The organism is Kiloniella sp., from assembly GCF_048259265.1.
GTDB lineage: Bacteria > Pseudomonadota > Alphaproteobacteria > Kiloniellales > Kiloniellaceae > Kiloniella.
The window spans coordinates 392,018-416,096 of record NZ_JBLXHT010000003.1 but is presented as its reverse complement, the minus strand read 5'-3'; the positions used below and the strand labels follow the sequence as shown (position 1 = coordinate 416,096).

Here is a 24,079-nt window from a genome sequence, read left to right as displayed (position 1 = left end):
TTAGAGATAAAGACGAGTTCATGAAAGTACGCTTTGCTCCTAGCCCAACGGGTCGATTACATGCCGGAAACGCCCGTATTGCGGTATTGAACTGGCTTATGGCCAAAAAAGCAGGTGGAAGCTTTTTGCTTCGTCTGGATGATACCGATACTGAACGTTCAACCGAAGAATACGCACAATCCATTCAAACCGATCTGAAATGGTTGGGCCTTGAGTGGGATGAATTTGCTGTTCAGTCCCACCGTATGGATCGTTATGAACTCGCATCGGAGAAGCTAAAAGCGGATGGTCGTCTTTACCCCTGTTATGAAACCTCTGATGAACTTGGTCTAAAGCGGAAGATTGCCTTACAGGCTGGTCGTCCACCGATCTATGATCGCGAAGCTCTGAAGTTGACGCCTGAAGATATTGCCAAGTACGAAGCTGAAGGGCGTCAGGCTCATTGGCGTTTCAAGCTAGAGCACAAGGATATCGACTGGACCGATCTTGTGCGCGGCGACGTGCATTTTGAAGGTCAACACCTGACCGATCCTGTGCTTATCAGAGAAGACGGTCGTCCTTTGTATACGCTGACATCCTGTGTCGATGATATTGAACTGGACGTGACGCATGTGTTGCGTGGTGAAGACCATGTATCTAACACTGCCGTTCAGGTTCAGTTGTTTGAAGCCCTCGGTGGTAAAGTGCCGGAATTTGCGCATATCTCGCTTATGGTTGGTGCAGACGGTTCTGGTCTGTCAAAACGCCTTGGTAGTTTAAGTCTTGGGTCTCTTCGTGAAGAAGAGGGTCTGGAGCCAATGGCCTTGAATAGCTACTTGGCACGTCTTGGGACGCCTGACCCGATTGAAGTACGACAGACACCAGCGGCTTTGACCGAGCTGTTTGATATTTCACGCTTTGGCCGTGCGACACCGCGCTTTGATCCTGTTGAACTTGGCCATTTGAATGCTAAAGTTCTACACGACGCAGACTTTGCATCGATCAAATCCCGCTTACAGGATGGGTTTGATGAAGAGCTTTGGGAAGTTGTGCGTCCAAATCTAGAAAAATTATCTGATACGCAATCCTGGTTTGATATCTGTCGGGGCGCGGTAACGCCGGATATTGCAGGTGAAGATGCCGAATTCCTAGCTCTGGCAGCAGAAAAACTACCAGAAGGAGATTGGGATCAGGGGACATGGAAAGCTTTGACCACTGTTTTGAAAGATGAAACGGGTCGTAAGGGCAAACAACTCTTTATGCCGCTGCGTAAAGCCTTGACCGGTCAGCAACATGGCCCAGAGTTGGCTCAGCTTCTGCCTGTTATTGGTCGGGAACGTGCAGAAGCACGTCTCAAAGGCCGAACTGCTTAATATGTTAGCCATCATAGCGCTCTCTAAGTTGCTATGAATTAAAATTATTGGCGTATATCCAAGAAAGAGGTTTAAAATGAACCTCTTTCTTTAATACAATCACTTTACTCAACCCCTAGATTTCGGGAAAAGACAATGACGATTAAAGTCCACAATACTCTTGCGCGTGAAAAGCAGGATTTCGAGCCAATCGATCCTAAAAATGTGCGCATGTATGTCTGTGGACCGACCGTTTATGATTTGGCACATGTTGGTAATGCCCGCCCTGTTGTCGTCTTTGATACCTTTGCTCGTCTTCTGCGTTATGTATACGGCGCGGAACATGTGACCTATGTCCGTAACATCACAGATGTTGAAGACAAGATTATCGAAGCATCCCTAAAATCGGGTGAGCCAATTGAAAGTATTACCAAGCGTACAACGCAGGCTTATCATGATGATATGGCCGCACTCGGTGCGCTTCCGCCAGACATAGAGCCTCGAGCGACAGATCACATTCAGGAAATGATTGATATGAGCGCGAAGCTGATTGAAAAAGGACATGCTTATGAAGCAGAAGGGCATGTTTTGTTTTCAGTAAAGTCCATGGCGGATTATGGAGAGTTATCTGGACGTAACCGCGAAGATATGATTGCCGGCGCTCGTGTTGAGGTTGCACCCTATAAAAAAGATCCGGCTGATTTTGTGCTTTGGAAGCCGAGCAATGATGAGCAACCGGGTTGGGAAAGCCCTTGGGGCAAAGGCCGACCGGGCTGGCATATCGAATGTTCTGCTATGTCACGGGTTCATTTAGGCGAGACCTTTGACGTACACGGGGGTGGTTTAGATTTGACCTTCCCACATCACGAGAATGAGATTGCACAGTCAAAATGCTGCAATGAAAAACCTTATGTGAACTACTGGATGCATAATGGTTATGTGGTGGTGAATGGCGAAAAAATGTCCAAGTCTCTTGGCAATTTCTTTACCGTGCGTCAGCTTTTGGACGAAGGTTTGAATGGTGAGGCTTTGCGGTTGACACTGTTGTCTGGTCACTACCGCCAGCCATTGGATATCACCCGTGAAAAGGTTGCTGAGTTTAAAGTTCAACTTGATCGTTTCTACGGGGCTTTACAGGCTGTTGAAAAGATTGAAGCCTCAACAGAAGAAGCTTCTGATGCTTTCCTTGAAGCGTTACAAGATGACCTCAATACGCCGTTGGCATTATCTGTCCTTCATGAGATTACAACTGAGTTAAACAAAACCGGGACGGACCGTAAAAGTCATAGAAAAGCTCTTGGTCGCTTAAAGGGTCAGCTTCTGGCTGGTGGGTATTTGCTTGGTATTCTCCAATCTGACCCCGAAGTCTGGTTCAAAGGCGAGGGTGATGATGAACAGGATATTGAGGCTTTGATTGCAGAACGTATCGAAGCCAAGAAATCAAAAGATTTTGCCAGTGCTGATAAAATAAGGGATGATCTCGCCGCTCAAGGTATCGAGTTGCTTGATAGCCCAACGGGCACGACTTGGCGTCGTAAATAAAATTTGATTATGCAAGAATTTAGATTAGGGGCTAGGTTTTGACTTAGCCCCTTTTCATTTTGAGATACTTTCAGTTTTCATTTTGTTGAGTAAGCTTCGGAATAATAGCTTTCTGGCCTTTGATTTGGGCGCCACTAATTGCGTGAAATTATGACCTGTTAATGTCGTCGTGCTGTGATCTATCGTTTAGGCAACCGCCACCAATCAATGATCACTTTCGCAGTAATCGTGATAATGAACCCACATAATATGCGTTTTGATATTACTTCCATTGTGCCGATGATTAGAAACGCATGTATAACGCTGCTCGGAACAATCACGACCGCGAAGCCCGTATGAATGAACCGCCACATGCGTGGATTAATGCGCAGGCGATGACGCAATAAAACTGTAAGAGCAGAGGCAAATAAGGCCCACATCGCAATGACGCCCCAAAAGGAAAATGGCGTCGGTGAGGCAAAAAGGAGTGCATCGATTACATCAGGGGGGCTTGTGATCCATAAACCGATGACATGGATCAGGATCATCATGACCAGTATTCTCCCGATAACACGATGAACCCGGCGACTTTTTAATCGGCTTAGCCCACGTAAATATCCACCTGCGAGTACAGGTTGAATGAATAAGAGTACCATCGCAATAATGCCAGCTAATCCGGCGACAATATATATTGGATCACGCCACGCGAGCAGCGGACTCCGCAGTGCGGCAACAACGGGAACAATGATGACTATAGCAAGGATTAACCAAATTAAACCTGTATTAATCCAGGTCTTCTTTTTAAGCTTCACTTTGATTAGGCTGGTTGAAGTACGAATTCTACATTAAGGCTCGTATCGTTGACGCTTTGCATGACAGGCCGAAGGAAGACGGTTTTATATTCATCACCATCATAGACAAGGTGACCGTGCGGTTGACCGAAAGCGGGAACAATCTGTGGCATCTCAAGTCGGAAAGCGCCGTCAGCATTTGTCAACGTAGCGCCATGGCTTTGGGGATCGCGTTCGTGCCCCTCGGTCGTATGTGCCCATATTTGAATACGTTGACCAGCAAGAGGCTTTCCATCCCCGGCGCGGCGTACAGTTCCTGTCATCCAAAAGCCACCCCCACCGATCTTGTCTACGATGGCTGCACCGGGAAGGTAGTTGTTGGACCCGCCACGCATTGTAGGTGTTGGCAAAAGTCCTTGTGCGTGAGCTGGTAAAAGAGGGTGAGATACGCCGATAATCAAAGCTGCGCTAACTGATGCAATGACGGTACGACGAGTGATGAGAGTATCTGTCATGTGGCTTCTTTCAAACTATGAAAAATCCAAGTTAATAATAACACTTTGTTCGATTATTTTCACGGAGAGAACCTCAAAGGCAGGATAAACAATGGACACAGTTGCGTGATATGGCGGTTTGGTCACAGCCAAGACGTTGCTTATTGCAGATCCACACGATAATATTTGAGGCTTTAAGCATGTTATTATACGCAAGGTTTAGAGTATATCTGCGTGAGGTGTAAAAGAGCTATACTGCAAGGCGGATGTTGGTAAATGGTGCTTTGGAGTGATAAACGGCTCCTTTGTATCGGCGATAGTTATCGGAAATAGTTAATCATAGTGTACTGCAACAGTTCAGGGCTGGTCCGTATTGAATTGAGTCGTAACCTACAAGGGAGGCACTAATAATGACCCGACTAACAGCTAAAGATTTTGACCCAAAGTTGTTGGAACTTTACGATTTTTATGCGCACGGTATGATCACGAAACGACAGTTTCTTACGAGGGCAGCAAAGTTTACTGTTGCTGGCATGACAGCAACCACTATTTTGGGCTTGATGTCACCGAACTATGCCTTGGCGGAACAGGTCTCTTTTAACGATCCAGATATCATACCCGAATACATCATGTACCCATCACCTAACGGACATGGTGAAGTACGGGGCTATCTGGTGCGTCCTTTAGGTGTTGAGGGCAAGCTACCTGCCGTTGTCGTTGTGCATGAAAATCGTGGTCTTAACCCATACATTGAAGATGTTGCCCGGCGGCTTGCAAAGGCTGGATTTATGGCAATTTCACCTGATGGTCTTACGTCGGTTGGTGGCTATCCCGGCAATGATGCTGAGGGGCGCGAGCTGCAACGCACGGTTAATTCTGAAAAACTAATGAACGACTTTTTCGCAGCTATTGAATTTATGATGGCCCACGAAGGTTCTACAGGAAACGTCGGTATAACCGGGTTCTGTTACGGCGGTGGCGTGGCCAATGCGGCAGCGGTCGCTTATCCTGAACTGAAAGCATCTGTCCCATACTATGGCCGACAAGCGAGCGCTGAAGATGTGCCAAAAATTCAAGCGCCATTACTACTACACTACGGAGAACTCGACGAGCGGGTGAATGCGGGCTGGCCTGACTATGAAGCAGCGCTTAAAGCCAATGGTAAAGAATTTGAGGCTTATATCTACGAGGGTGCCAACCATGGCTTTCATAACGACAGCACGCCGCGTTTTGATGAAGCGATGGCTGATTTGTCTTGGGAGCGAACACTTGCGCATTTTCGCAAGCATCTCGCGTAAGCTTTTGGTTCCGTCATGTCACCAAAGAAACTTATCTTGTTTTAGGTAAGGATAAAAAGCAAACAGGTCTGGGGTTCTCAGCCCTGTTTCTCTATGAAAAATCTTAGTTATTGGTAAAGGCTATTCGTATTGCCATCCCGCCTAGAATAGTCGCTGTGATCCCGCGTAATAATGTCTTTATACGTTTGCTTGCTTTAATCTTTGCTGCGGCTAAAGAAGTCAATGTGATGAGAACAACGAAAACTATGTAGCCGTTGATATTAAAAAGAAGCCCCAAGGCGAGTGTTTGCCACACGACGTCCTGCGGTGCAGCATCAATGAACTGGGGTAGAAAGGCGAGCATGAACAGGCCAATCTTGGGATTTAAAAGGTTGGTTGTGGCACCTTCTAGGATAATACGTCCGTTTTTTGATTTTATTGAGATTAATTGTTTTTCGTTTTCTCTATGATTTTGTGATGGTGCCGTCAAAATTTTGTAGGCGATATAAAAAAGATAGATCGCGCCAGCAATTTTGAGTGTCAGAAAAGCAGTTTCAGATGCAGCTAGAAGAGTCGAAATCCCAAGGGCGGAGGCTGTGGCATGTACCATTGATCCTAGACTAATACCCAATGCAGCAAGCAATCCGGCTTTCTTACCCTGATGTGTTGTCTTGGCAAGGACATAGGCCATATCAACACCCGGAGTTAAGTTCAACGCAACCCCCGCAAGAATGAAGGGGATCAGTAACGATAAATCAGGAAGAAGCTGTGGCATGCTTAATACTCAAAAAAAAGCCCGTAGGATTTGTTTTATCCTACGGGCTTTATGATCAATGAAAAGCTTTATTCAAAAACTTCGTTGATATTCTGTTCTTCCGGAAACCGTGAAGCGCCAAAACGATTTGGACCTGCTGTCCCTCTCAAGAAGCCGCATTCAATGAGAACCCAAAAAGAGCCGATGATTGGGACAAAAATAATAAGGGTCCACCAGCCGCTTTTATCTCTATCATGCCAACGCTTGATTAGGATTAATATTGAAGGAATGAGGGCAAGGAGTGAAAAAATACCGCTAAAAAGGCTTTCCCCAGATTCATTGTACAAAAAAGAAACGAACTCAAGAACGCCTTAAGTTGGGCGCTTGTATAACATTATTATAGTTGTGATTCTATTGTTTTTATCTTGGTTAGTTGTGACGTAACTGTGAAACCTCCCGGTAATCGGTGGGACATTAATGAGTATATGAATTATGGCTGGAACATTGACCTTTTCGTATCTGTATGCTCAAAAGCAGGTATAAATCAATTTCACAAAGAAACTTGTAATAAAATGTCGTCAGGAACCCCAAACGAAAACCGTGTATTTCTATTTGATTCCACATTGCGTGATGGTCAGCAAACACAGGGGGTCGATTTCTCTGTTGCTGATAAAATTGCTATTGCCATGGGGTTGGATACGATTGGCGTTGATTATGTTGAGGGGGGGTGGCCTGGAGCTAATCCGACGGATAACGAGTTTTTTAATGAGCGCCCTGACCTGAAAACAGCTCAGTTTGTTGCCTTTGGTATGACACGTCGCCCTGGGCGCTCGGCTGAAAACGATCCCGGACTTGCGCCGTTGGTTAATTCAGCTGCGGATGCTGTTTGCATTGTTGGCAAGACGTGGGATTTCCATGTTGATGTCGCACTTGATATTCCAAAAACAGAAAACATCGACATGATTGGTGAGTCCATTGCCTTTCTGAAAGCACGTAAAAGCGAAACGATGTTCGATGCAGAGCATTTTTTTGACGGTTATAAGGCCAATCCGAAGTTTGCTATGGACTGTTTGTTATCCGCTTATGATGCAGGTGCGCGCTGGATAGTTCTCTGTGATACCAATGGCGGTACGTTACCCCAAGAAATTCGTCAAATCGTGAGTGAGGTGACAGATAAAATTCCAGGTACATACCTTGGAATCCACTGTCATAATGATACAGAAAACGCAGTTGCTAATTCACTGGCAGCGGTTGAGGCTGGCGCCCGTCAAATTCAGGGCACGCTTAATGGATTGGGCGAGCGGTGTGGCAATGCAAATCTTGTCTCGTTGATTCCATCCTTAAAGCTCAAAACATCTTATGATATTGGTGTAAGTGACGAACAGTTACGGCGCTTGACCTCTGTTTCTCATATGCTGGATGAGCGCCTAAACCGAGCATCTTCCAGCAATGCTGCCTATGTCGGGCAATCTGCCTTTACCCACAAAGGGGGATTGCATGTTTCGGCTGTGGAGAAAGACCCTAAGACCTATGAGCACATAAGCCCTGAGGATGTTGGTAATCACCGTCATATAGTTGTTTCAGATCAGGCCGGTCGCTCGAACGTCTTGGCCATGTTCCGTGATATGAATATCAATTTAGATGTTCAGGATAACGGCAAGATGACGACTTTGCTGCAGCGGGTGAAAGATCGGGAATATGAAGGTTATTCCTATGATGGTGCCGAGGCCAGTTTTGAGCTTTTGGCAAGACGTGCATTTGGTGAGGTGCCAAAGTATTTCTCTCTTTCGCGCTTTCGGGTCATGGATGATCGACGCTGGGATGCCACTCATAATCTTGTGACGGAATCAGAAGCCACTGTTCGTTTGGAGGTTGGCGATAAGGAGATAATGGAAGTTTCGACAGGGAATGGTCCTGTGAACGCTTTGGATTGTGCTTTACGCAAAGCTCTGTTGCCATTTTATCCGGAACTTGAAGATATGGTTCTTCTTGATTATAAAGTGCGCATTCTAACGCCACAGGATGGAACGCGAGCGGTGACCCGTGTGATGATTGAATCCGGTGATAGTACGGGGCGTAGGTGGACGACGGTTGGGGTGTCGCCAAATATTATCGATGCATCGTATAACGCCATTAATGACGGTATTACATGGAAGCTCTTTCATGAAAAAGCCAAAAGCATTTAATCCCGAAAAGCATTCTATCTAAGGTTTGATTTCGAGAACGGAGAACACGGTGGCCGGTACTGATTCCACTCAAGAAAATTTGGCTCACACTTCAAAAACAGGCGGCCCAGTCATTATTCTGGTAAAACCCCAGCTTGGCGAAAACATTGGCATGGTCACTCGTGCCATGTTGAATAACGGTCTTACCGAACTGCGTCTTGTCAAACCCAGAGATGGTTGGCCGAACCCTGCGGCGGAAGCATCGGCCGCGGGCGCGATTGAGGTGCTTGAAAAAGCGAAAATTTTCGAGACGACAGAAGAGGCGGTTGCCGATTTACATAAAGTCTATGCAACGACGGCCCGGACCCGGGACATGACAAAACCTGTAGCGGTTCCACATTATGCGGCCAAAGAAATGCGTGCTTTTGATCAATCTGGTCAGAAGGTTGGTGTTCTCTTCGGGCCGGAAAAGGCTGGTCTGCATAATGATGATGTTGTTTTGGCTGATACTGTTATCTCGGTTCCGTTGAACCCCAAGTTTTCTTCGTTGAACTTGGCACAAGCTGTCTTGTTGATCGCGTATGAATGGTTTCAGCAGGGTGTTGACGTCCCGGATGAAGAACTTTTGCTTGGTAGTTCTCCGCTTGCGACTAAAGACGAGTTGTTGAATTTTTACAAACGTCTTGAGGCAGCCTTAGATGAATCCGGGTTCCTCTGGCCGCCGGAAAAACGTCCAAACATGGTGCGTAATTTACGGAATATTTTTCAACGGGCTCATTTAACGGACCAGGAAGTCAATACACTGCACGGTGTGGTGAAGACATTGCAGCTTGGTCCAAGAGTGCAAAAGCCAAAGAAATAGCTCTTTCTATTGTGAAGGAAGGATGAAGAGAAATTGTTAAGTTTCAATCCTCACATCCTTTTTGTCCTATCCGTTCGAAATCAAATCAAGCGGCATTTTGGAAAGATTCTCACAGCCATTTTTTGTAACGACAACTGTCTGGCCGGGGCACATGGCGGTGTTGTTATCGCTATCTATCAGGATCATGTGAAGGAAGAAGACCATATTTTCCTGCACTTCTACAGGATTACCATGGTAGAACATTGGCCAATCCATCCAGTTCGGTGCAAAAGTGGTTCCGAGGCTGTATCCAGTAGCGTTAAGTCGATGTTTCTGCATACCTGCTTCATCCGCAACTCGTGCGTAGGCATCAAACACATCACCGACGGCTGCGCCGGGTTTTAGGGCGTCCATACAAGCTGCCATGGCATCTGTCGCGACCTTGTGCATTTCAATCTGACGGACCGACGGTGTGCCAACTACAATGGTACGCATCATCGCCGCGTGATAGTGACGATAGGCGCCGGCCCATTCCAGTGTAATTTGGTCCTCAGAATCAAGGTGACGACGGCCTGTGAAATATCGACATAGAAGGGCATCTTGGCCTGATCCAATGATAAACTCATTACCTGAATAATCGCCGCCGCCTTTGAAGACGGCCCCTTGCATGGCGGCGAGAATGTCGCCTTCAAATGCTCCGGGCACGCAAAGCTCATTTGCTTCGCGGAGTGCATTATCAGCAAGTTCAGCAGCTTTGCGCACATATCCCAGCTCTGCAGGACTTTTGATGACCCTGAGTTGGCTTACGAGATCAGAGGCATCTTCAAGACGACAAAAACATTCCAGTGCAGCATAAAGACGGCGTCCGTTTCGGGCTGTTAATCCGTAGGCCTCAAGTTCGACTCCAAAGGTTTTATCCTTTCCGCCATGCTCATCCAGAATCTTCCGGAGTTCCAATTCAGGTGTCGCATCGGGGCCATCAACCCATATCCTCACATCGTCAATAATCGATGTATGTTTGGCTTGCCGTAGATCTGCCGATCGAGTCAGCAAAGTCATTGTTCCATCGGAGCCAAGGTAAAGACACTGAAAGAAAACGTAACCGAAAGTATCGTATCCGGTTAGGTAAAACATTGATTCTTGACGGAAAATTAGCATTCCGTCTAAGTTTCTTTTTACCATTTCATTAATAGTGTTTTGGCGGCGTTGGGCCAGTTCCTCTTCGGAAAAGTGGATTGCCATTGGCTTAACCTCGTAAAATGGGTATTTCTGCTGACCTGCAAGAAAGATATAAAAGGCATCTTACGCAGGCTTTTCAATCTGTACAGCGGGAAATAGGTTTGACTTTTGGAAGTGTATCCGTATAGTCGCGCCTGCATTCCCGGGAAAGTGGGGCGGCCCAAGGCCTGTTCCCCGTCCTTAATTGGAACTACCGGGACACCAAACTTAATATATAGGATACAGAAATGTCCAAGCGTATTGCTGCTAAATATAAGATTAATCGCCGTCTTGGCGTGAATCTTTGGGGTCGCCCAAAAAGCCCCCTAAACCGTCGTGACTACGGCCCAGGTCAGCATGGCCAACGCCGCAAAGGTAAGACTTCTGACTTTGGTACACAGCTTATGGCCAAACAGAAGCTCAAAGGTTACTACGGTAACATCGGTGAAAAACAGTTCCGTCGTTACTTCGCAGAAGCTAACCGTCGTAAAGGTGACACAGGTCAAAACCTTGTGGGTATCCTTGAAAGCCGTCTGGACGCTGTTGTTTACCGCGCGAAATTCGTACCAACTGTATTTGCTGCGCGTCAGTTCGTGAACCACGGTCACGTAACTGTAAACGGCAAAAAAGTGAACATTCCTTCTTATCTTGTTAAAGAAGGCGATGTGATCGAAGTTAAAGAGAAAAGCCGTCAGATCCCAATGGTTCTGGAAGCTGTCGAATCTGTTGAGCGTGAAGTTCCAGAATATGTAAATTCCGATCTGAAAGCGATGAAAGCTACTTTCGTTCGCGTTCCTGAACTTGCTGATATTCCATATCCAGTTCAGATGGAACCAAACCTAATCATCGAATTTTACTCCCGCTAATCGGGACGAAAATTCTGCCAACGATTTTCGGTGGCATCAAATGGTTATCAAAAAAGGTTGTCAGCTTTGCTGGCAACCTTTTTTATTTCCGTAATTCGTATTGTCTCGACTGTTTTAAGCCTCTGTGCTTTTGACCAAAGATTTAAAACTTAAAAGCTTTCGATGCGAGGAAATTTACATTCGCCTCTGGTGTAAATTCGGTCCACGCGCCCAAAACGATGCTGAACAATTTGCAAATAACCTTTGCAGTCTTCAAAACGAATATAGGTATCGTACCCAAATATTCTGCGCTTGTTACGAAAATCCCTAATAGTTCTTTGCGACGTAATCTTGCTTTCGTCAATTTTATATTTAGCGAGAACTTCTTTAATTTCTTCAGGATAAGGATTTATTGAACTAGCAGATACTGAGTTATCAATAGATAAAAAGAGAAAGCTGGAAATTGTGAACAGCTGTGTAAGGAATCTTGGTTTCGTCATGCTATTCATTCTCTTGGAGAATTAATTCAATAATAATTTGATTTGTTTGGGACAAAAAAAGGCCGCATAAAGCGGCCTCTTTCGATTGTCAGTGAAGGTTAAGAAGCTTGTTCTTGAGTTTCTAACCCTTTGTCTTTGAAGAACTGTTGCAGCTCACCGGTCTGGAACATTTCGCGAAGAATATCACAGCCGCCAACGAATTCACCTTTGACGTAAAGCTGTGGAATAGTCGGCCAGTTACTAAAATCTTTAATACCTTGGCGAATGCTTGGGTCTTGAAGAACGTCAATACCAGTAAATTTTACGCCGAGATGAGTGAGGATTTGGGCAGAAGTTGCGGAAAACCCACATTGTGGAAATACAGGTGTTCCTTTCATGAAAAGTACAACGTCGTTTTCATTTACTTCCTGACGAATGCGTTCAGCGACAACGTTATCCATAGGGTCTATTCCTTGATCGTATTAATTTAATAGGTGGGCTTAGTTCTGCGGGGCAGAGGTCTGTAAAGCCAGCGCGTGTAACTCATTGCCCATGCGTCCTTGAAGGGCTTGATAAACCATTTGGTGCTGTTGCACGCGGGTTTTTCCTTCAAAGGCAGGCGAAACGACGTAAGCTGCATAGTGATCACCATCGCCACGAAGATCTTCAATGGTTACATCTGCTTCGGGCAGTGCTTCCCGAATCAGTGCTTCGATCTCTGCAGGGTTCATCGGCATAAATACTGTCCTTGTTCTCATTTCTCCGGTTCAGATTGAGACCTTGTTTTGGATTCTCAACCCTTTTCAGATACCACACTACAAAGCTTGTTCGAAAAGATCTACAGGAGAGGTATGTTTAATCCTCTCCTGCGTCAAAATTTCTTTTCGAAGGATAGATTAGACTATCCAGCCATATAGTTCGGCATCCATGCTTCGTTACATGCACGAAGCTCTGCAACGGATATGGTGCTTCCACCCGGTAGCGTCAAGTCATTGCCGCCTGTACGTCCAACAACAACAGCTGAAACACCAGCTTCTTCGGCTGCTTCGAGCAAGCTTTCGGCATCACCGATAGAAATCAGGTAACGTCCCTGATCTTCACCAAATAACCATGCTGTCGTTGGTATCTCAACGTTAGCAGGTTTTATGACTTCGGCACCCATGTTTGAGGCTATGGCCATATCTGCAATTGCTGCGGCAAGGCCACCGTCAGAGAGATCGTGACAGCTTTCTACAAAACCACCTTCAATCTGAGATCTGACAAAATCACCGTTTTTACGTTCGGCAGCAAGATCAACAACCGGGGCATTCCCTTCACGACGTCCTTCGATGACATCAAGGTATATGGACATGCCTATATGCCCGATTGAGTCTCCGATAAGAACGAGGCTTTCGTTTTCTGATCCAAAAGTAACAGTGGCAGTTTTATCAGAATCTTTAAGTAAGCCGACACCACCGATAACCGGCGTTGGTAGAATACCTTTGCCGTTGGTCTCGTTGTAAAGGGACACGTTTCCGGATACGACGGGGTAATCCAGAGCCAGACAAGCGTCTCGCATACCCTCGATACAACCAACAAACTGTCCCATAATTTCAGGACGCTCCGGGTTACCAAAATTCATATTATCGGTAATAGCCAAAGGCGTCGCACCAACCGCGGTAATGTTGCGGTAGGTTTCTGCCACGGCTTGTGCGCCACCGCGAACCGGGTTCGCTTTGCAATAACGCGGCGTACAGTCAGAAGTCACAGCAAGAGCACGATTAGTACCGTGAACACGAACAACACCAGCGTCACCACCTGGGCGTTGGATCGTATCGCCCATTACCATGTGATCGTATTGTTCCCACACCCAGCGACGGCTGGACATGTTCGGAGAGCTCATCAAAGTCTTCAAAGCATCCGTTGTGTCGGTTGCTTCTTTGATATCGTTTGCCAGTACATCTTTGGAATCTGGTGTTGGCACCCACGGACGATCATATTCTGGGGAATGATGCGCCAATGGTTTGATCGGAAGATCACCAACGATATCTCCGTGGAATTTCAGAACCATACGCTTGCTATCTGTCAGCGTGCCAATGACAGCAAAATCGAGGTCCCATTTTTCCATGATAGAACGTGCGAGATCTTCTTTCCCTGGCTTGAGGATGATCAGCATGCGTTCCTGACTTTCGGACAGCATCATCTCATAAGGAGTCATGCCTTCTTCGCGCTGTGGAACCTGATCCAAATTAAGCTCAACGCCCATGTCGCCAGAAGAAGCCATCTCAAAAGAAGAAGATGTCAGCCCAGCAGCCCCCATATCCTGAATAGCAACGATCGCATCCGTTTGCATGAGTTCCAGACAGGCTTCAATCAACAGCTTTTCTGTGAAAGGATCGCCGACCTGTACTGTAGGCCGCTTTTCATCAGACGCATCATCAAATTCAGCCGAAGCCATTGTCGCCCCGTGGATGCCGTCACGACCTGTTTTAGAGCCGACATAAACAACGGGGTTCCCTATACCAGATGCCTGGGCAGTGAAGATACGGTCTGCCTTTGCCAGACCAACGGTCATGGCGTTTACGAGGATGTTACCGTTATAAGAAGGATCAAATTCTACTTCACCTGCGACTGTCGGCACGCCGACGCAGTTACCATAGCCACCAACACCAGCGACAACACCAGAAACGAGATGGCGTGTTTTTGGGTGATCAGGCTCACCAAAACGCAGCGCGTTTACGTTGGCAATTGGGCGGGCACCCATGGTGAAGACATCACGCAGGATACCACCGACACCTGTAGCTGCACCTTGGTAAGGTTCGATAAAGCTTGGGTGGTTGTGGCTTTCCATTTTGAAAATGGCAGCATTGCCGTCGCCAATATCAATAACACCGGCGTTTTCACCTGGGCCCATAATGACTTGGGGACCCTCGGTTGGAAGCGTTTTAAGCCATTTTTTTGATGATTTGTAGGAACAGTGCTCGGACCACATAACCGAAAAGATGCCAAGTTCGAGAAGGTTGGGTTCGCGACCCATAATTTCGAGAACAAGGGCGTACTCTTCTTCGTTGATCCCGTGTTCAGCGACGATTTCAGGGGTAATTTCACTCATTTTTCTATCACCTTATGAAAGTGCCGCAACCAGGCTATCAAACATGGGGCGTCCATCTGTACCGCCAAGGACATCTTCGCAACGACGTTCAGGGTGCGGCATCATGCCAAGAACATTGCCTTTGGCATTGTACACACCGGCAATATTATTAAGGGAGCCGTTCGGGTTGCTGTCATCATTAACACTGCCGTCTTCTGCGCTATAACGGAAGGCAACTTGTCCATTGTCTTCCAAGGCTTTTAGGCCTTCTGAATCTACGAAGTAGTTTCCATCGTGATGCGCAACAGGAATACGGATATTTTGCCCGGCCTGATAGTGCTGTGTGAAAACGGTGTCGTTACGTTCTACTTTTAGGTGAAGATCCCTACAGACAAATTTTAGATTGCTGTTACGCATGAGCGCGCCTGGGACCAGGCCACATTCTGTCAGAATCTGAAAGCCATTACAGATACCGAGAACAGGAACCCCTTTGTTCGCACGGGTAACAACTTCTTTCATAACGGGTGATTTCGCTGACATGGCGCCACAGCGAAGATAATCGCCATAGGAAAACCCGCCGGGAAGGCAAATTAGATCAACATCATCAAAGTCGGCATCTTTATGCCAGACCATCTGGGGTTCTGATCCCATGGATTGACGCAATGCAACCTGAATATCTCGGTCACAGTTGGATCCTGGGAAAACGATAACCGCCGCTTTCATTGGCAAGTTCCTCGTAGTTTGAAATTACAGTAAGCCATTACAGATCTTTAGTTGTGATTGCAGAAATAGATTTCTGCAAAGCACAAACTTACTGTTCCAGATCGATGGAATAGTTTTCGATCACAGTGTTTGCCAAAAGCTTTTCGCACATGGCTGTAACGGTTTCGCGTGCTTTAACTTCATCGGTTTCTGCGATATCGAGTTCGATGAATTTTCCCTGACGTGCTTCGTTAACACCATCAAAGCCCAAAGAGCCTAGTGTGTGTTCGATTGCTTTGCCCTGGGGGTCTAGGACTCCGTTTTTCAGAGTGACATGGATGCGCGCTTTCACCCGTATTCTCCATTATTCAGTTGCGAACCGTCGTCGGTAGGTATTTCGACTAACTGATTAGCGACTTTCGTTTAAACAACTTGGGGACCTTTTAAAGGCCCCCGCTACAATGGGCCTTTAGGCCCAGATTTCGTTCACAGTTTTACGTGACGACATACACAAGATCAGAACAAACGCTTGTATCATTGCTGGTCTAGTTTTCAGAGAAAAAGTCGTCAAAGTTTTATGGAAACCGTTTATGGGCAGATGTGACAGAACTGACCCTGCGCCAATAGGTGCGGATGACAGGCAATAGTGTAATGTGCCCGTTAAAGAGGCCAATGGTTTGCCTTTGTAAAATGGCTTGCCTGGCATTTTCTCAGTCCCTTGGGTTTCTACCCGTAAAGAGATAACAAAGGATGAATTTCTGTTTCCAACCTTATACATTCGCGGTCCATATAGCAGCCTACGCTATAGAAGACAATCCCACTTTGGCTTTCTCAGCCAGATAGAATTTGTTGGAAATAAGCTCTTTCTGTTTCAGCAGTATTAACTGCTTAATATTACAGATCATTCTGATTTATTTATCTTGTTTTTTTAAGTTGTTGAATTTGTATTTTTCGTGTTTATCAGTTTGAACTGATGAAATGAATTTTATATCTGTACTTCTTCAAAAGGAACATCACCGGGCTTGCCATTGGCAAACCACCATTTTGTTTTTTCCGGAGTCCCGAATTTTGTCGTGATCTCTGGGTTGGCTAAGGCAATGAGAGAGGATGAACCTGTTTCAAACCCTGTTTGGGTTTGCACTGTCATTGCCTTTTTGGGATCGCAATTTTTACGGGCTAAAATTTCCTTCCATCCCGACCAGTCATTTGCATCGACATCAGGAATGGAATTCTCAAAATCCTGTCTATGGGAAATGATACGTGGACTGGCGTCGTTGCCATCGCCAGCTGTGATCATAAAAATACCCTTGGGAATGGGGAAAACTTCGACCATCCCCGGACCATTTTCTGTATCATTTCGTAACCAGAAAGCTTTTTTATAATCTGCAATAATAAGATTAAAGCTTCTGTAAGCTGCTGTATTTAAATCGGCAAGCGCTATGGCAGCATCATAAGAATCAGCGTGATCTAGAGCTTCTAGAACCAGTTCGCCTCTACTCCGTTTGTCTTCTTTCATGCCGAGGCTTCCTCGACGATTTAAAACACATGATATGAGGCCGTAATCATTTACTCCCAACCAAGTGCCCCCGGCAAGTTCATCCAAGCCTGCAATAGTTTCTGGGCGGTCATCCCAATGACGTTTTGGGGGAAGCCAAGGACGATCATTCATTTCGTCGCGATTGCCTGCAAATAAAAGCGGCCATTTATGACCTGGGCGAGAGAGAAGGGTAACGGTACACATGAATCCTGCTATAAAATGTAATTATATTGATATAATTAAAGGGTTTCCCTTGCAGAAGAGAAGCGTTATGACAAAATATATAACAGATGGTTCGATGAATGGCTTTCAGTTATTTTGCAAACTGATTTCGTACTGAATAACCGACAAGTTTTAAATTCAAGAATGACAATTAAGTTCAGGCAAGGAGTCTTTGTTCTATGACTAATATTAGTGACCGCGAAAAGGCATTTGAAGACAAATACCAGCACGATGAAGAATTGCGGTTCAAAACAGAAGCACGTCGTAACAAGCTTCTTGGGCTTTGGGCTGCTGATTTGATGGGTCTCACCGGGGATGCTGCGGAAGAATATGCAAAGACTGTTGTCAAAGCAGACTTGATTGAGCCTGGTGAAGAGGACGTTAAACAAAAGGTTCTCAAAGATTTCCAGAGCCGTAATGTAGATAAATCAGTTCATCAGTTAGAGCGTCAGATGGCTGAATTGATGGAAGAAGCCAAAAAACAGATGATGAGCTAATAATCGCAATTAGCCTCGTTTTTTTATGATTACGTTAAAAGGAGCTTTCTAGAGAAGGCTCCTTTTTTGGTTTTAAATCATATTGCTTGATAAGTGGCTTGAGGCTTTGCGAATAAACTTTTGGTTATTAAGTTGCGTTTATACTGAACGATACAGAAGTATTTCAGTATCTTTCAGGGAAATGTAAATATGGATGTATTGCAGGAATTGAAAGAAGCTCATGAAAACAAGTTTAAGCATGAGCAGGATATTCTCTTTAAAGCTAAAATACGCCGGAATAGATTGGTCGGGCTTTGGGCTGGTGAATTAATGGAATTCTCTAGGAGCTATATCGAAAAATATGCAGAAGAGTTAGTTCAGTTGCATATCAACGACACGGGGCGCGATCGGTTGCAGGTTAAGGTCGTCGATGATTTTAATCGTCACGGTGTGCACAAATCTGAACATCGTATCGAAAGGCAGATTCAAGAATTTATGCAGCAGGCTATAGAGCTGGTGAAAAACGAATAGACGATTTCAAGGGCTTATATAATATAAAGAGAGCCCCAAAAACAGGGGCTCTCTTGTTCAAGGATATACCGTTCGTGAAGCTAAATCACTTCCCGAAAATGCGCTCGAAAATACGATCAACATTTTTGGTGTGGTAGCTGATGGAATCTTCATCAAGAAGTTTGCTGAGTTTTTCAACGCTTAGAATCTCCATTAAACCTTCGTCTTTAGACATAAAGAAGAAGAAACGGTTGTCGTGTTCCTGTGCTTCTTTTTCTACAGCATCGAGCTCAGCTGGTGAATCTGGATTATCTGGATCAATGCCATAGCTTTTCCAAACCCGCATGGCATTGCGTTGAACAATGCGATAAGCATCTTCACGGCTGATGTCGTTCTGTGTGAGGTAAAGCAAAACACGCTGGGCATCGTGGATACCACCAAAGTTGTTCATATGATCGAGCATGTTTTGCGGATAGACTACAAGTTTTTCGATCGTGCCGGCCAAGCGATTTAGAGCAAAATCAAGTGTTACAGTCGCATCTGGGCCGATCATGCGTTCAACAGAAGAGTGTGAAATATCACGCTCGTGCCATAGGGCGACGTTTTCCAGGGCAGGTGTAACTGCGGAACGAACAATACGCGCCAATCCGGTCAGGTTTTCTGTCAGAATTGGGTTGCGTTTGTGCGGCATTGCAGAAGAGCCTTTTTGACCCGGCGCAAAATATTCCTGTGCTTCGCGAACTTCAGTGCGTTGCAGGTGACGGATTTCAGTTGCAACGTTTTCGACCGAAGAAGCGATGATCCCCAGAACAGCAAAGTAATTTGCATGACGATCACGGGGGATGACCTGTGTCGAAATTGGCTCGGGCGTCAAACCCATTTTATCGGCAACGTGTTCTTCTACGGATGGATCAACATTCGCAAAGGTACCTACAGCACCGGAAATTGCACAGGTTGCAATTTCTTCACGGGCTTGTTGCAGGCGTTTTTTGTTTCGGTCCATTTCGGCATAGAAACGGGCAAATTTAAGCCCCATGGTTACAGGTTCGGCATGGATGCCGTGGGAACGACCAATACAAGCCATGTGCTTAGTTTCTTTGGCACGCTTTTCCAGTGCGGCGAGCAAGCGATCCACATCAGCAAGCAAAATATCAGCAGCTTGTGACATCTGAACAGACAAGCAAGTATCCAACACATCTGAGGATGTCATGCCTTGGTGCACAAATCTGGATTCTTCACCAACGTTCTCAGCTAGCTCTGTCAGAAATGCGATAACGTCGTGTTTAACTTCGGCTTCAATTTCATCAATACGAGCGATGCGTTCAGGAGTGTAAGGTATTTGACCTTTTTTCCAAATAACGGCGGCTGCTTCTTTAGGGATAACGCCCAGAGATGCTTGGGCGTCGCAAGCATGTGCTTCAATTTCAAACCAGATACGAAACTTGTTTTCTGCTTCCCAGATTGAAGTCATTTCTGGGCGACTATAACGCGGGATCATGGTGCTTTTGTTCCTTTTGGAAAGTGCACAAAGGTATGGCTAGCTTTTACTGCCAACAATCTCAGGGTGAAACAAGCGAAGTTGTTAGCGTCTGTCAACTGTTATAGTTATTTTATAGGGTGCTTTCCTTCTGTGAAGATAGTTTTGTTAACAAACAGAAGTGATTTTTCCATTTTACATACAACCCTTTGTCTTTGTGTCTCTGTCTTTCAACAGCTCGTTTCTTGTGTTATAGCCCTCGACGATAAAATTTAATGAAAAATTCATTGAGGCGGATGTGACACAAAATTCAGTAAAAAATGCTGATAATCTAACTGACTTTTCCAAGCTTTATTGGCAGTGGCTGCCATTATTGATGGTCGCGGTCATGGTTATTGGTCGTACGATTTTTCCAGATTGGGCAGAGTACGAATACTATATTGAGAGCGAACGGCGTGGTATCGTTGAGAATGCTGCGTTTGTTATGTTGGTGCCAGCGGTTATTTTTGGCTTCCTTGCTTGGCGTATGCGTGATGCTCTGCCGTCAAAATACCTCGGTTATTGGTTGATGCTTTCTACGATAGCAGTCTTTATTGCTGCGGGCGAAGAAGCGAGTTGGGGGCAGCATTGGTTCCAGTGGGAAACGCCCGAAAGCTTGGCGGCCATTAATGACCATAACGAGACTAATTTCCACAATACGCTCAATGGTCATGATACAACAATAAAATCGATTATCATGGTTGGCATGGCGATTGGAACGATTGTTATTCCGCTTATTATCAAGTTTGGATATATGACCAAACCAGCAATGGGCAGCGCGCTTTACTGGCTATTCCCAACTATTGTTGGTTTACCTGTGACAATCTACTGTCTTGTTAGTCGTGTTCTGAGGCAATTGTTTCAGAAATGGACCCGGCTTGATGAGCTTATGTATTTTGATATGGATTTGAACGAGCTTAGCGAGTTTTATGTCGCTTGTTTCTTGTTCTTCTATCTATTCTCTTTTTGGTATCGGTTGCGTCAGGTTAAGTCGCAATAAAACGATCCATTATATCCTAAAAGAGGCTGCCGAAAGGTGGCCTCTTTATATTAGGAAGATAGCACTTTTTTACAGAATCCCAAGATGGCGAAAGCTGCTGTTCCCCGTTTTGCTGATGATGAGATGATCATGTAGTTCGATCCCAAGCTTGCCACAGATTTCTTTGACTTCTTTTGTCATAGTGATATCTGCTTGTGATGGGGAGGGGTCGCCGCTGGGGTGATTGTGGACCATGATCAGGGCAGAGGCATTTAGTTCCAAAGCACGCTTAACAACTTCCCGTGGATAGACCGGGGTGTGATCAATTGTACCTTTTTGCTGAATTTCATCAGTAATAAGACGATTTTTCCGATCTAGAAAAAGCAATCGAAACTGTTCTATTTTTTCCCGCGCCATAACGATTTTGCAATATTCGATAAGGCGGTCCCATGTATCAATCACGGGATGATCAAGAATGGCATCTTTTGTTAAGCGGCGGGCCGCTTCGGGAATTAGCTTTAGCAGTGACGCGGCTGCATCACCTACACCAGTAACTTTTTTGAGCTCTTCAGGTGACGCCGAAAAGACTTCGGCTAAAGACCCGAAAGTTTCAATGAGTTTCTTTGCCAGAGGTTTGGTGTCGCCCCGTGGATTAACGCCAAAAAGAAGGAGCTCAAGCACCTCATAATCAGCAAGGCTTTCAGCACCCTTTTCCAGCAGGCGCTGACGTAGCCTATCGCGATGACCATGATAATGTGGTTTTTCTGTTTTCAAACCAATGCCTGAGTGTATCCAGATTTATAGGGTGTGTATCCAAATTTAAGAAGGCTTAATCGTAAGGCGGTTTATGCCAACCTTTGGGAGAGAGTGTGAAAATTTCGCATCCATCGGCGGTTACACCTAATGTGTGCTCGTACTGCATTGAAAGAGATTTGTCCTTCGTTACGGCTGTCCAGCCATCATTGAGAACTTTGACGGCGTATTTGCCCCCATTGATCATGGGCTCGATGGTGAAGATCATGCCCTCTAACAAACGGGCACCTTTTCCGGCTTGCCCATAATGTAAGATGCTGGGCGGTGTGTGGAAGCTGCGGCCAATGCCGTGACCACAAAAATCTTCGACCACAGAAAAGCGGTTTTCTTCGGCATAGGTTTGTATTGCATGCCCAATGTCGCCAAGCGTAGCGCCGGGCTTGACCACTTCAATCCCACGCAGCAGACATTCGTAGGTTACTTCACTCAGACGCTTGCTTTTGACGTTTGGTTTTCCGGCAAAAAACATGCGGCTGGTATCGCCATGCCATTCGTCCAAAATAACCGTTACATCTATGTTTAGGCTATCACCATCACGCAAAATCTTGTCTTCGCCAGGAATGCCGTGACAGACAACATGGTTGACAGATGTACAGATTGATTTTGGGAAGCCTTTGTAATTCAGTGGCGCAGGGATCGCGTTATGAGATGTAATAAACTCATGACAAAGATCATTCAGCTTTCCTGTGGACACACCTGGTTGTACGTATGGTGTGATGAAGTCCAAGGTTTCTGCAGCCAATCGCCCGGCTTTGCGCATTCCGGCAAAGTCTTCTTCTGTATAGGTTACAAATTGTCGTTCTTCACGTGTCAGATTGTCGATCACGTTATTTCTTCCATTTCTAGTGTGCCTTACAGTTACGTCTATCATTTACGAACTGTCTTCAGTGTTACGATATTTAATGTTTATATACCTAGCTCAAGCGCCTTATCCAAGTGAATTCCTTCTGGCGTAACATCACAACTATAGATGATAACTTCAACGCCACGTGTCATTGCGACTTTCAAAGCATCAGCATAAACAGGGTCAATATCCTTAGCGGGAGCAAGTACAGTGCAGTCACTTCTTTGTACAAGGTAGAACATGACGGCTCTATGTCCTTCTTGTACCATGTCCCCTAGCTCTTGCAGATGTTTTGTGCCTCTTGCAGAGACAGCATCTGGAAATTCCGCCACACCGGATGCTCTACTTAAGGTAACTGATTTGATTTCCACATAGCAATCGGCTTTGTCTTCTGCTTGTAAGAAAACATCTATACGAGAATTTTGACCATATTTAACTTCTCGTTTGATTGCAGTGTATCCAGTGAGACGCGGAATATTTCCAGCAGATATTTCTTGGACTACAAGTTTGTTGGGAACAGATGTATTAACGCCCACGGCAGTTTCTCCTGCCGCACCGATTTCCCAAGTATATTTCAATTTTCGTTTAGGATTGTCTGATTCTGAAAGCCAAACAGGTGAACCTGCTTCAATCAGACCGAGCATTGAGCCTGTATTCGTGGTGTGTGCGGTCACAATTGTACCGTCCGTCAGCTCTACGTCAGCTAAAAAGCGTTTATATCTTTTAATCAGTTTTCCGGGGATTAAAGGTGCGTCAAATTTCATAAGATCCTCTTTTGAACGACCGTAATGGGATACTGCTTTTTATAGCAAGGGGAATTAATAAAGAACTCACATATGATCTATAAGATAGGTTGAACTTTCTTAAAAGATCCTCAAGTGCCATTTATAACACTTGCCAAAGATCTGGAAGCCAGTACAAGTTGTTGTTAACTTTTGTTCGCTTTTATTATTTGAGCCAAACCTGTTAAAACGCAGGTGTTTACTTACCTATCTTATTGCTCACCAATTTATCGGGAGAATTTTTATGAATTGCCGTTTTGTTTTTACTGCTTCTGCTCTTGCTATTCTGCTTTCAGGGTGTGCATTTGGTGGGAAGAGTGAACAAGCGGCGCCCGAAAAACAGACGAAAACCTATACATCGGCACCTTCGACATTGGCAATCCCACCCAGTGGAAATTCGCTCAGTGGAAATTCGCCGAGTGGAAATTCAAACGAAGTTATCAATCAGAATGTTACCGGGACTGTGAATGAAACAGATGGTGGTCTGAGTATCAGTGATCAACCCGTAACGAACAGTTATCCTTATGGTTCTGCAGAACCATCCTCTATGCCTGCACAAGCTCCGGATCAAACCCCGGCACAAGGACAACCGATTATTAAGGCGCCTGATGGCAAGCTGTATTCTGCTGAAACGCCGAAAACAGAAGTTGATTATGAAAATGATGTCGCTTCCTGTCATTATTATGCAAAAGGTCTTGTCGCGCACGATGCACGAATTGAAGATGATCGCGGAGGCAGTTTTGGGGACAGTCACGGAGGGGGAACATCATCCATTTTAAACCTTCGTCAGAGTATTGATAAGAAAGACGTTAAAAAAAGGCAGGCTATTCACTTTAACCGCTGCATGAAGACAAAAGGGTACTATCAGCGTTAAAGGTATTTGATGATGTGATTGTAGGTGTTGGTTTTGCT

The 24,079-nt window shown here is 45.5% G+C and carries 27 protein-coding genes; 10 read left to right on the top strand and 17 right to left on the bottom strand.

What is annotated here, in order from left to right; all coding sequences use genetic code 11:
• Positions 1-20 precede the first annotated feature (20 nt).
• A complete protein-coding gene (gene gltX / locus ACN0QW_RS08010; protein ID WP_417430359.1) occupies positions 21-1,352 on the top strand; it encodes a glutamate--tRNA ligase in 1,332 nt (443 codons plus the stop codon).
• 135 nt (positions 1,353-1,487) lie between these two features.
• A complete protein-coding gene (gene cysS, locus ACN0QW_RS08005; RefSeq protein ID WP_417430357.1) occupies positions 1,488-2,873 on the top strand; it encodes a cysteine--tRNA ligase in 1,386 nt (461 codons plus the stop codon).
• Positions 2,874-3,052: 179 nt separating this feature from the next.
• On the opposite strand, the gene ACN0QW_RS08000 is transcribed toward cysS, so the two are convergent.
• Entirely contained in the window at positions 3,053-3,664 is a 612-nt protein-coding gene (locus tag ACN0QW_RS08000) for a ferric reductase-like transmembrane domain-containing protein (protein ID WP_417430355.1), read from the bottom strand.
• A gap of 5 nt (positions 3,665-3,669) precedes the next feature.
• Positions 3,670-4,158: a hypothetical protein gene (locus tag ACN0QW_RS07995; protein ID WP_417430353.1), complete on the bottom strand. Its 489-nt coding sequence runs from the start codon at positions 4,156-4,158 to the stop codon at positions 3,670-3,672.
• Positions 4,159-4,547: 389 nt separating this feature from the next.
• Between ACN0QW_RS07995 and yghX the strand changes: the two genes are divergently transcribed.
• Positions 4,548-5,435, top strand: coding sequence for a YghX family hydrolase (gene yghX / locus ACN0QW_RS07990; RefSeq protein WP_417430351.1), 888 nt, complete (start codon positions 4,548-4,550; stop codon positions 5,433-5,435).
• A gap of 103 nt (positions 5,436-5,538) precedes the next feature.
• Here the strand turns inward: yghX and ACN0QW_RS07985 are convergent, their stop codons facing one another.
• Both ACN0QW_RS07985 and ACN0QW_RS07980 read right to left on the bottom strand, forming a co-directional pair.
• A complete protein-coding gene (locus tag ACN0QW_RS07985; protein ID WP_417430349.1) occupies positions 5,539-6,189 on the bottom strand; it encodes a LysE family translocator in 651 nt (216 codons plus the stop codon).
• A 68-nt stretch (positions 6,190-6,257) separates the two neighbouring features.
• Positions 6,258-6,515 (bottom strand): DUF805 domain-containing protein, encoded by a 258-nt coding sequence (locus ACN0QW_RS07980; protein ID WP_417430347.1) that lies wholly within the window; start codon positions 6,513-6,515, stop codon positions 6,258-6,260.
• A 225-nt stretch (positions 6,516-6,740) separates the two neighbouring features.
• On the opposite strand from ACN0QW_RS07980, the gene cimA reads away from it, so the two are divergent.
• Together cimA and ACN0QW_RS07970 are read left to right on the top strand one after the other, a co-directional pair.
• On the top strand, positions 6,741-8,354 hold the full coding sequence (cimA, locus tag ACN0QW_RS07975) for a citramalate synthase (protein WP_417430345.1): 1,614 nt from the start codon (positions 6,741-6,743) through the stop codon (positions 8,352-8,354).
• A gap of 49 nt (positions 8,355-8,403) precedes the next feature.
• Positions 8,404-9,195 (top strand): RNA methyltransferase, encoded by a 792-nt coding sequence (locus ACN0QW_RS07970; protein ID WP_417430343.1) that lies wholly within the window; start codon positions 8,404-8,406, stop codon positions 9,193-9,195.
• Between the two features lie 66 nt (positions 9,196-9,261).
• On the opposite strand, the gene ACN0QW_RS07965 is transcribed toward ACN0QW_RS07970, so the two are convergent.
• On the bottom strand, positions 9,262-10,416 hold the full coding sequence (locus ACN0QW_RS07965; RefSeq protein WP_417430341.1) for a M24 family metallopeptidase: 1,155 nt from the start codon (positions 10,414-10,416) through the stop codon (positions 9,262-9,264).
• 224 nt (positions 10,417-10,640) lie between these two features.
• Here ACN0QW_RS07965 and rpsD point away from each other — a divergent pair, with 224 nt between their 5' ends.
• A complete protein-coding gene (gene rpsD / locus ACN0QW_RS07960) occupies positions 10,641-11,258 on the top strand; it encodes a 30S ribosomal protein S4 (protein ID WP_047765689.1) in 618 nt (205 codons plus the stop codon).
• Positions 11,259-11,407: 149 nt separating this feature from the next.
• On the opposite strand, the gene ACN0QW_RS07955 is transcribed toward rpsD, so the two are convergent.
• The 8 genes from ACN0QW_RS07955 to ACN0QW_RS07920 all read right to left on the bottom strand — a co-directional run bounded on the left by ACN0QW_RS07955 (position 11,408) and on the right by ACN0QW_RS07920 (position 17,229).
• Positions 11,408-11,737: a hypothetical protein gene (locus ACN0QW_RS07955; protein WP_417430338.1), complete on the bottom strand. Its 330-nt coding sequence runs from the start codon at positions 11,735-11,737 to the stop codon at positions 11,408-11,410.
• A gap of 98 nt (positions 11,738-11,835) precedes the next feature.
• A complete protein-coding gene (grxD, locus tag ACN0QW_RS07950) occupies positions 11,836-12,177 on the bottom strand; it encodes a Grx4 family monothiol glutaredoxin (RefSeq protein ID WP_085904255.1) in 342 nt (113 codons plus the stop codon).
• Positions 12,178-12,216: 39 nt separating this feature from the next.
• Positions 12,217-12,453 (bottom strand): BolA family protein, encoded by a 237-nt coding sequence (locus tag ACN0QW_RS07945; RefSeq protein ID WP_417430335.1) that lies wholly within the window; start codon positions 12,451-12,453, stop codon positions 12,217-12,219.
• A 164-nt stretch (positions 12,454-12,617) separates the two neighbouring features.
• Positions 12,618-14,807 carry a phosphoribosylformylglycinamidine synthase subunit PurL gene (gene purL / locus ACN0QW_RS07940; protein WP_417430333.1) on the bottom strand — a complete coding sequence of 730 codons (2,190 nt, stop codon included), beginning with the start codon at positions 14,805-14,807 and terminating at the stop codon, positions 12,618-12,620.
• A gap of 12 nt (positions 14,808-14,819) precedes the next feature.
• Positions 14,820-15,509, bottom strand: a complete 690-nt coding sequence (gene purQ / locus ACN0QW_RS07935) for a phosphoribosylformylglycinamidine synthase subunit PurQ (protein WP_417430331.1) — start codon at positions 15,507-15,509, stop codon at positions 14,820-14,822.
• An 88-nt stretch (positions 15,510-15,597) separates the two neighbouring features.
• Positions 15,598-15,840: a phosphoribosylformylglycinamidine synthase subunit PurS gene (gene purS / locus ACN0QW_RS07930; protein WP_299377393.1), complete on the bottom strand. Its 243-nt coding sequence runs from the start codon at positions 15,838-15,840 to the stop codon at positions 15,598-15,600.
• Positions 15,841-15,957: 117 nt separating this feature from the next.
• Positions 15,958-16,266, bottom strand: a complete 309-nt coding sequence (locus ACN0QW_RS07925; protein WP_417430329.1) for a hypothetical protein — start codon at positions 16,264-16,266, stop codon at positions 15,958-15,960.
• Between the two features lie 207 nt (positions 16,267-16,473).
• The gene (locus ACN0QW_RS07920) at positions 16,474-17,229 is read right to left on the bottom strand and encodes an NRDE family protein (protein ID WP_417430327.1); all 756 of its coding nucleotides are present in this window, start codon (positions 17,227-17,229) and stop codon (positions 16,474-16,476) included.
• A 197-nt stretch (positions 17,230-17,426) separates the two neighbouring features.
• Between ACN0QW_RS07920 and ACN0QW_RS07915 the strand changes: the two genes are divergently transcribed.
• Positions 17,427-17,744: a DUF1476 domain-containing protein gene (locus ACN0QW_RS07915; RefSeq protein WP_299377399.1), complete on the top strand. Its 318-nt coding sequence runs from the start codon at positions 17,427-17,429 to the stop codon at positions 17,742-17,744.
• Positions 17,745-17,933: 189 nt separating this feature from the next.
• Positions 17,934-18,254, top strand: a complete 321-nt coding sequence (locus ACN0QW_RS07910; protein WP_417430324.1) for an ATPase inhibitor subunit zeta — start codon at positions 17,934-17,936, stop codon at positions 18,252-18,254.
• 85 nt (positions 18,255-18,339) lie between these two features.
• Here ACN0QW_RS07910 and purB read toward each other — a convergent pair whose 3' ends face one another.
• On the bottom strand, positions 18,340-19,731 hold the full coding sequence (purB, locus tag ACN0QW_RS07905) for an adenylosuccinate lyase (RefSeq protein ID WP_299377403.1): 1,392 nt from the start codon (positions 19,729-19,731) through the stop codon (positions 18,340-18,342).
• A 277-nt stretch (positions 19,732-20,008) separates the two neighbouring features.
• On the opposite strand from purB, the gene ACN0QW_RS07900 reads away from it, so the two are divergent.
• A complete protein-coding gene (locus ACN0QW_RS07900; RefSeq protein ID WP_417430322.1) occupies positions 20,009-20,749 on the top strand; it encodes a hypothetical protein in 741 nt (246 codons plus the stop codon).
• Positions 20,750-20,818: 69 nt separating this feature from the next.
• Here the strand turns inward: ACN0QW_RS07900 and radC are convergent, their stop codons facing one another.
• The 3 genes from radC to sfsA form a co-directional block, all read right to left on the bottom strand.
• Positions 20,819-21,502 carry a RadC family protein gene (gene radC / locus ACN0QW_RS07895; protein ID WP_417430320.1) on the bottom strand — a complete coding sequence of 228 codons (684 nt, stop codon included), beginning with the start codon at positions 21,500-21,502 and terminating at the stop codon, positions 20,819-20,821.
• A gap of 55 nt (positions 21,503-21,557) precedes the next feature.
• A complete protein-coding gene (gene map / locus ACN0QW_RS07890; protein WP_417430319.1) occupies positions 21,558-22,367 on the bottom strand; it encodes a type I methionyl aminopeptidase in 810 nt (269 codons plus the stop codon).
• An 80-nt stretch (positions 22,368-22,447) separates the two neighbouring features.
• The gene (sfsA, locus tag ACN0QW_RS07885) at positions 22,448-23,149 is read right to left on the bottom strand and encodes a DNA/RNA nuclease SfsA (RefSeq protein WP_417430317.1); all 702 of its coding nucleotides are present in this window, start codon (positions 23,147-23,149) and stop codon (positions 22,448-22,450) included.
• A 262-nt stretch (positions 23,150-23,411) separates the two neighbouring features.
• Between sfsA and ACN0QW_RS07880 the strand changes: the two genes are divergently transcribed.
• Positions 23,412-24,041: a hypothetical protein gene (locus tag ACN0QW_RS07880; RefSeq protein WP_417430315.1), complete on the top strand. Its 630-nt coding sequence runs from the start codon at positions 23,412-23,414 to the stop codon at positions 24,039-24,041.
• Positions 24,042-24,079 lie beyond the last annotated feature (38 nt).

Excerpts from the sequence above, each read along its gene's own strand:
- ACN0QW_RS07945 (WP_417430335.1), bottom strand. The coding sequence starts at position 12,453 with ATGCCGATGAACCCTGCAGAGATCGAAGCACTGATTCGGGAAGCACTG.
- sfsA (WP_417430317.1), bottom strand. The coding sequence starts at position 23,149 with ATGAAATTTGACGCACCTTTAATCCCCGGAAAACTGATTAAAAGATAT.
- ACN0QW_RS07965 (WP_417430341.1), bottom strand. The coding sequence starts at position 10,416 with ATGGCAATCCACTTTTCCGAAGAGGAACTGGCCCAACGCCGCCAAAAC.
- cimA (WP_417430345.1), top strand. The coding sequence starts at position 6,741 with ATGTCGTCAGGAACCCCAAACGAAAACCGTGTATTTCTATTTGATTCC.
- purQ (WP_417430331.1), bottom strand. The coding sequence starts at position 15,509 with ATGAAAGCGGCGGTTATCGTTTTCCCAGGATCCAACTGTGACCGAGAT.
- rpsD (WP_047765689.1), top strand. The coding sequence starts at position 10,641 with ATGTCCAAGCGTATTGCTGCTAAATATAAGATTAATCGCCGTCTTGGC.
- ACN0QW_RS07995 (WP_417430353.1), bottom strand. The coding sequence starts at position 4,158 with ATGACAGATACTCTCATCACTCGTCGTACCGTCATTGCATCAGTTAGC.
- ACN0QW_RS07915 (WP_299377399.1), top strand. The coding sequence starts at position 17,427 with ATGACTAATATTAGTGACCGCGAAAAGGCATTTGAAGACAAATACCAG.
- grxD (WP_085904255.1), bottom strand. The coding sequence starts at position 12,177 with ATGGATAACGTTGTCGCTGAACGCATTCGTCAGGAAGTAAATGAAAAC.
- purL (WP_417430333.1), bottom strand. The coding sequence starts at position 14,807 with ATGAGTGAAATTACCCCTGAAATCGTCGCTGAACACGGGATCAACGAA.
- yghX (WP_417430351.1), top strand. The coding sequence starts at position 4,548 with ATGACCCGACTAACAGCTAAAGATTTTGACCCAAAGTTGTTGGAACTT.
- ACN0QW_RS07920 (WP_417430327.1), bottom strand. The coding sequence starts at position 17,229 with ATGTGTACCGTTACCCTTCTCTCTCGCCCAGGTCATAAATGGCCGCTT.
- ACN0QW_RS07910 (WP_417430324.1), top strand. The coding sequence starts at position 17,934 with ATGGATGTATTGCAGGAATTGAAAGAAGCTCATGAAAACAAGTTTAAG.
- ACN0QW_RS07955 (WP_417430338.1), bottom strand. The coding sequence starts at position 11,737 with ATGACGAAACCAAGATTCCTTACACAGCTGTTCACAATTTCCAGCTTT.
- cysS (WP_417430357.1), top strand. The coding sequence starts at position 1,488 with ATGACGATTAAAGTCCACAATACTCTTGCGCGTGAAAAGCAGGATTTC.
- ACN0QW_RS07880 (WP_417430315.1), top strand. The coding sequence starts at position 23,412 with ATGAATTGCCGTTTTGTTTTTACTGCTTCTGCTCTTGCTATTCTGCTT.
- purB (WP_299377403.1), bottom strand. The coding sequence starts at position 19,731 with ATGATCCCGCGTTATAGTCGCCCAGAAATGACTTCAATCTGGGAAGCA.
- gltX (WP_417430359.1), top strand. The coding sequence starts at position 21 with ATGAAAGTACGCTTTGCTCCTAGCCCAACGGGTCGATTACATGCCGGA.
- ACN0QW_RS07985 (WP_417430349.1), bottom strand. The coding sequence starts at position 6,189 with ATGCCACAGCTTCTTCCTGATTTATCGTTACTGATCCCCTTCATTCTT.
- ACN0QW_RS07925 (WP_417430329.1), bottom strand. The coding sequence starts at position 16,266 with ATGTATAAGGTTGGAAACAGAAATTCATCCTTTGTTATCTCTTTACGG.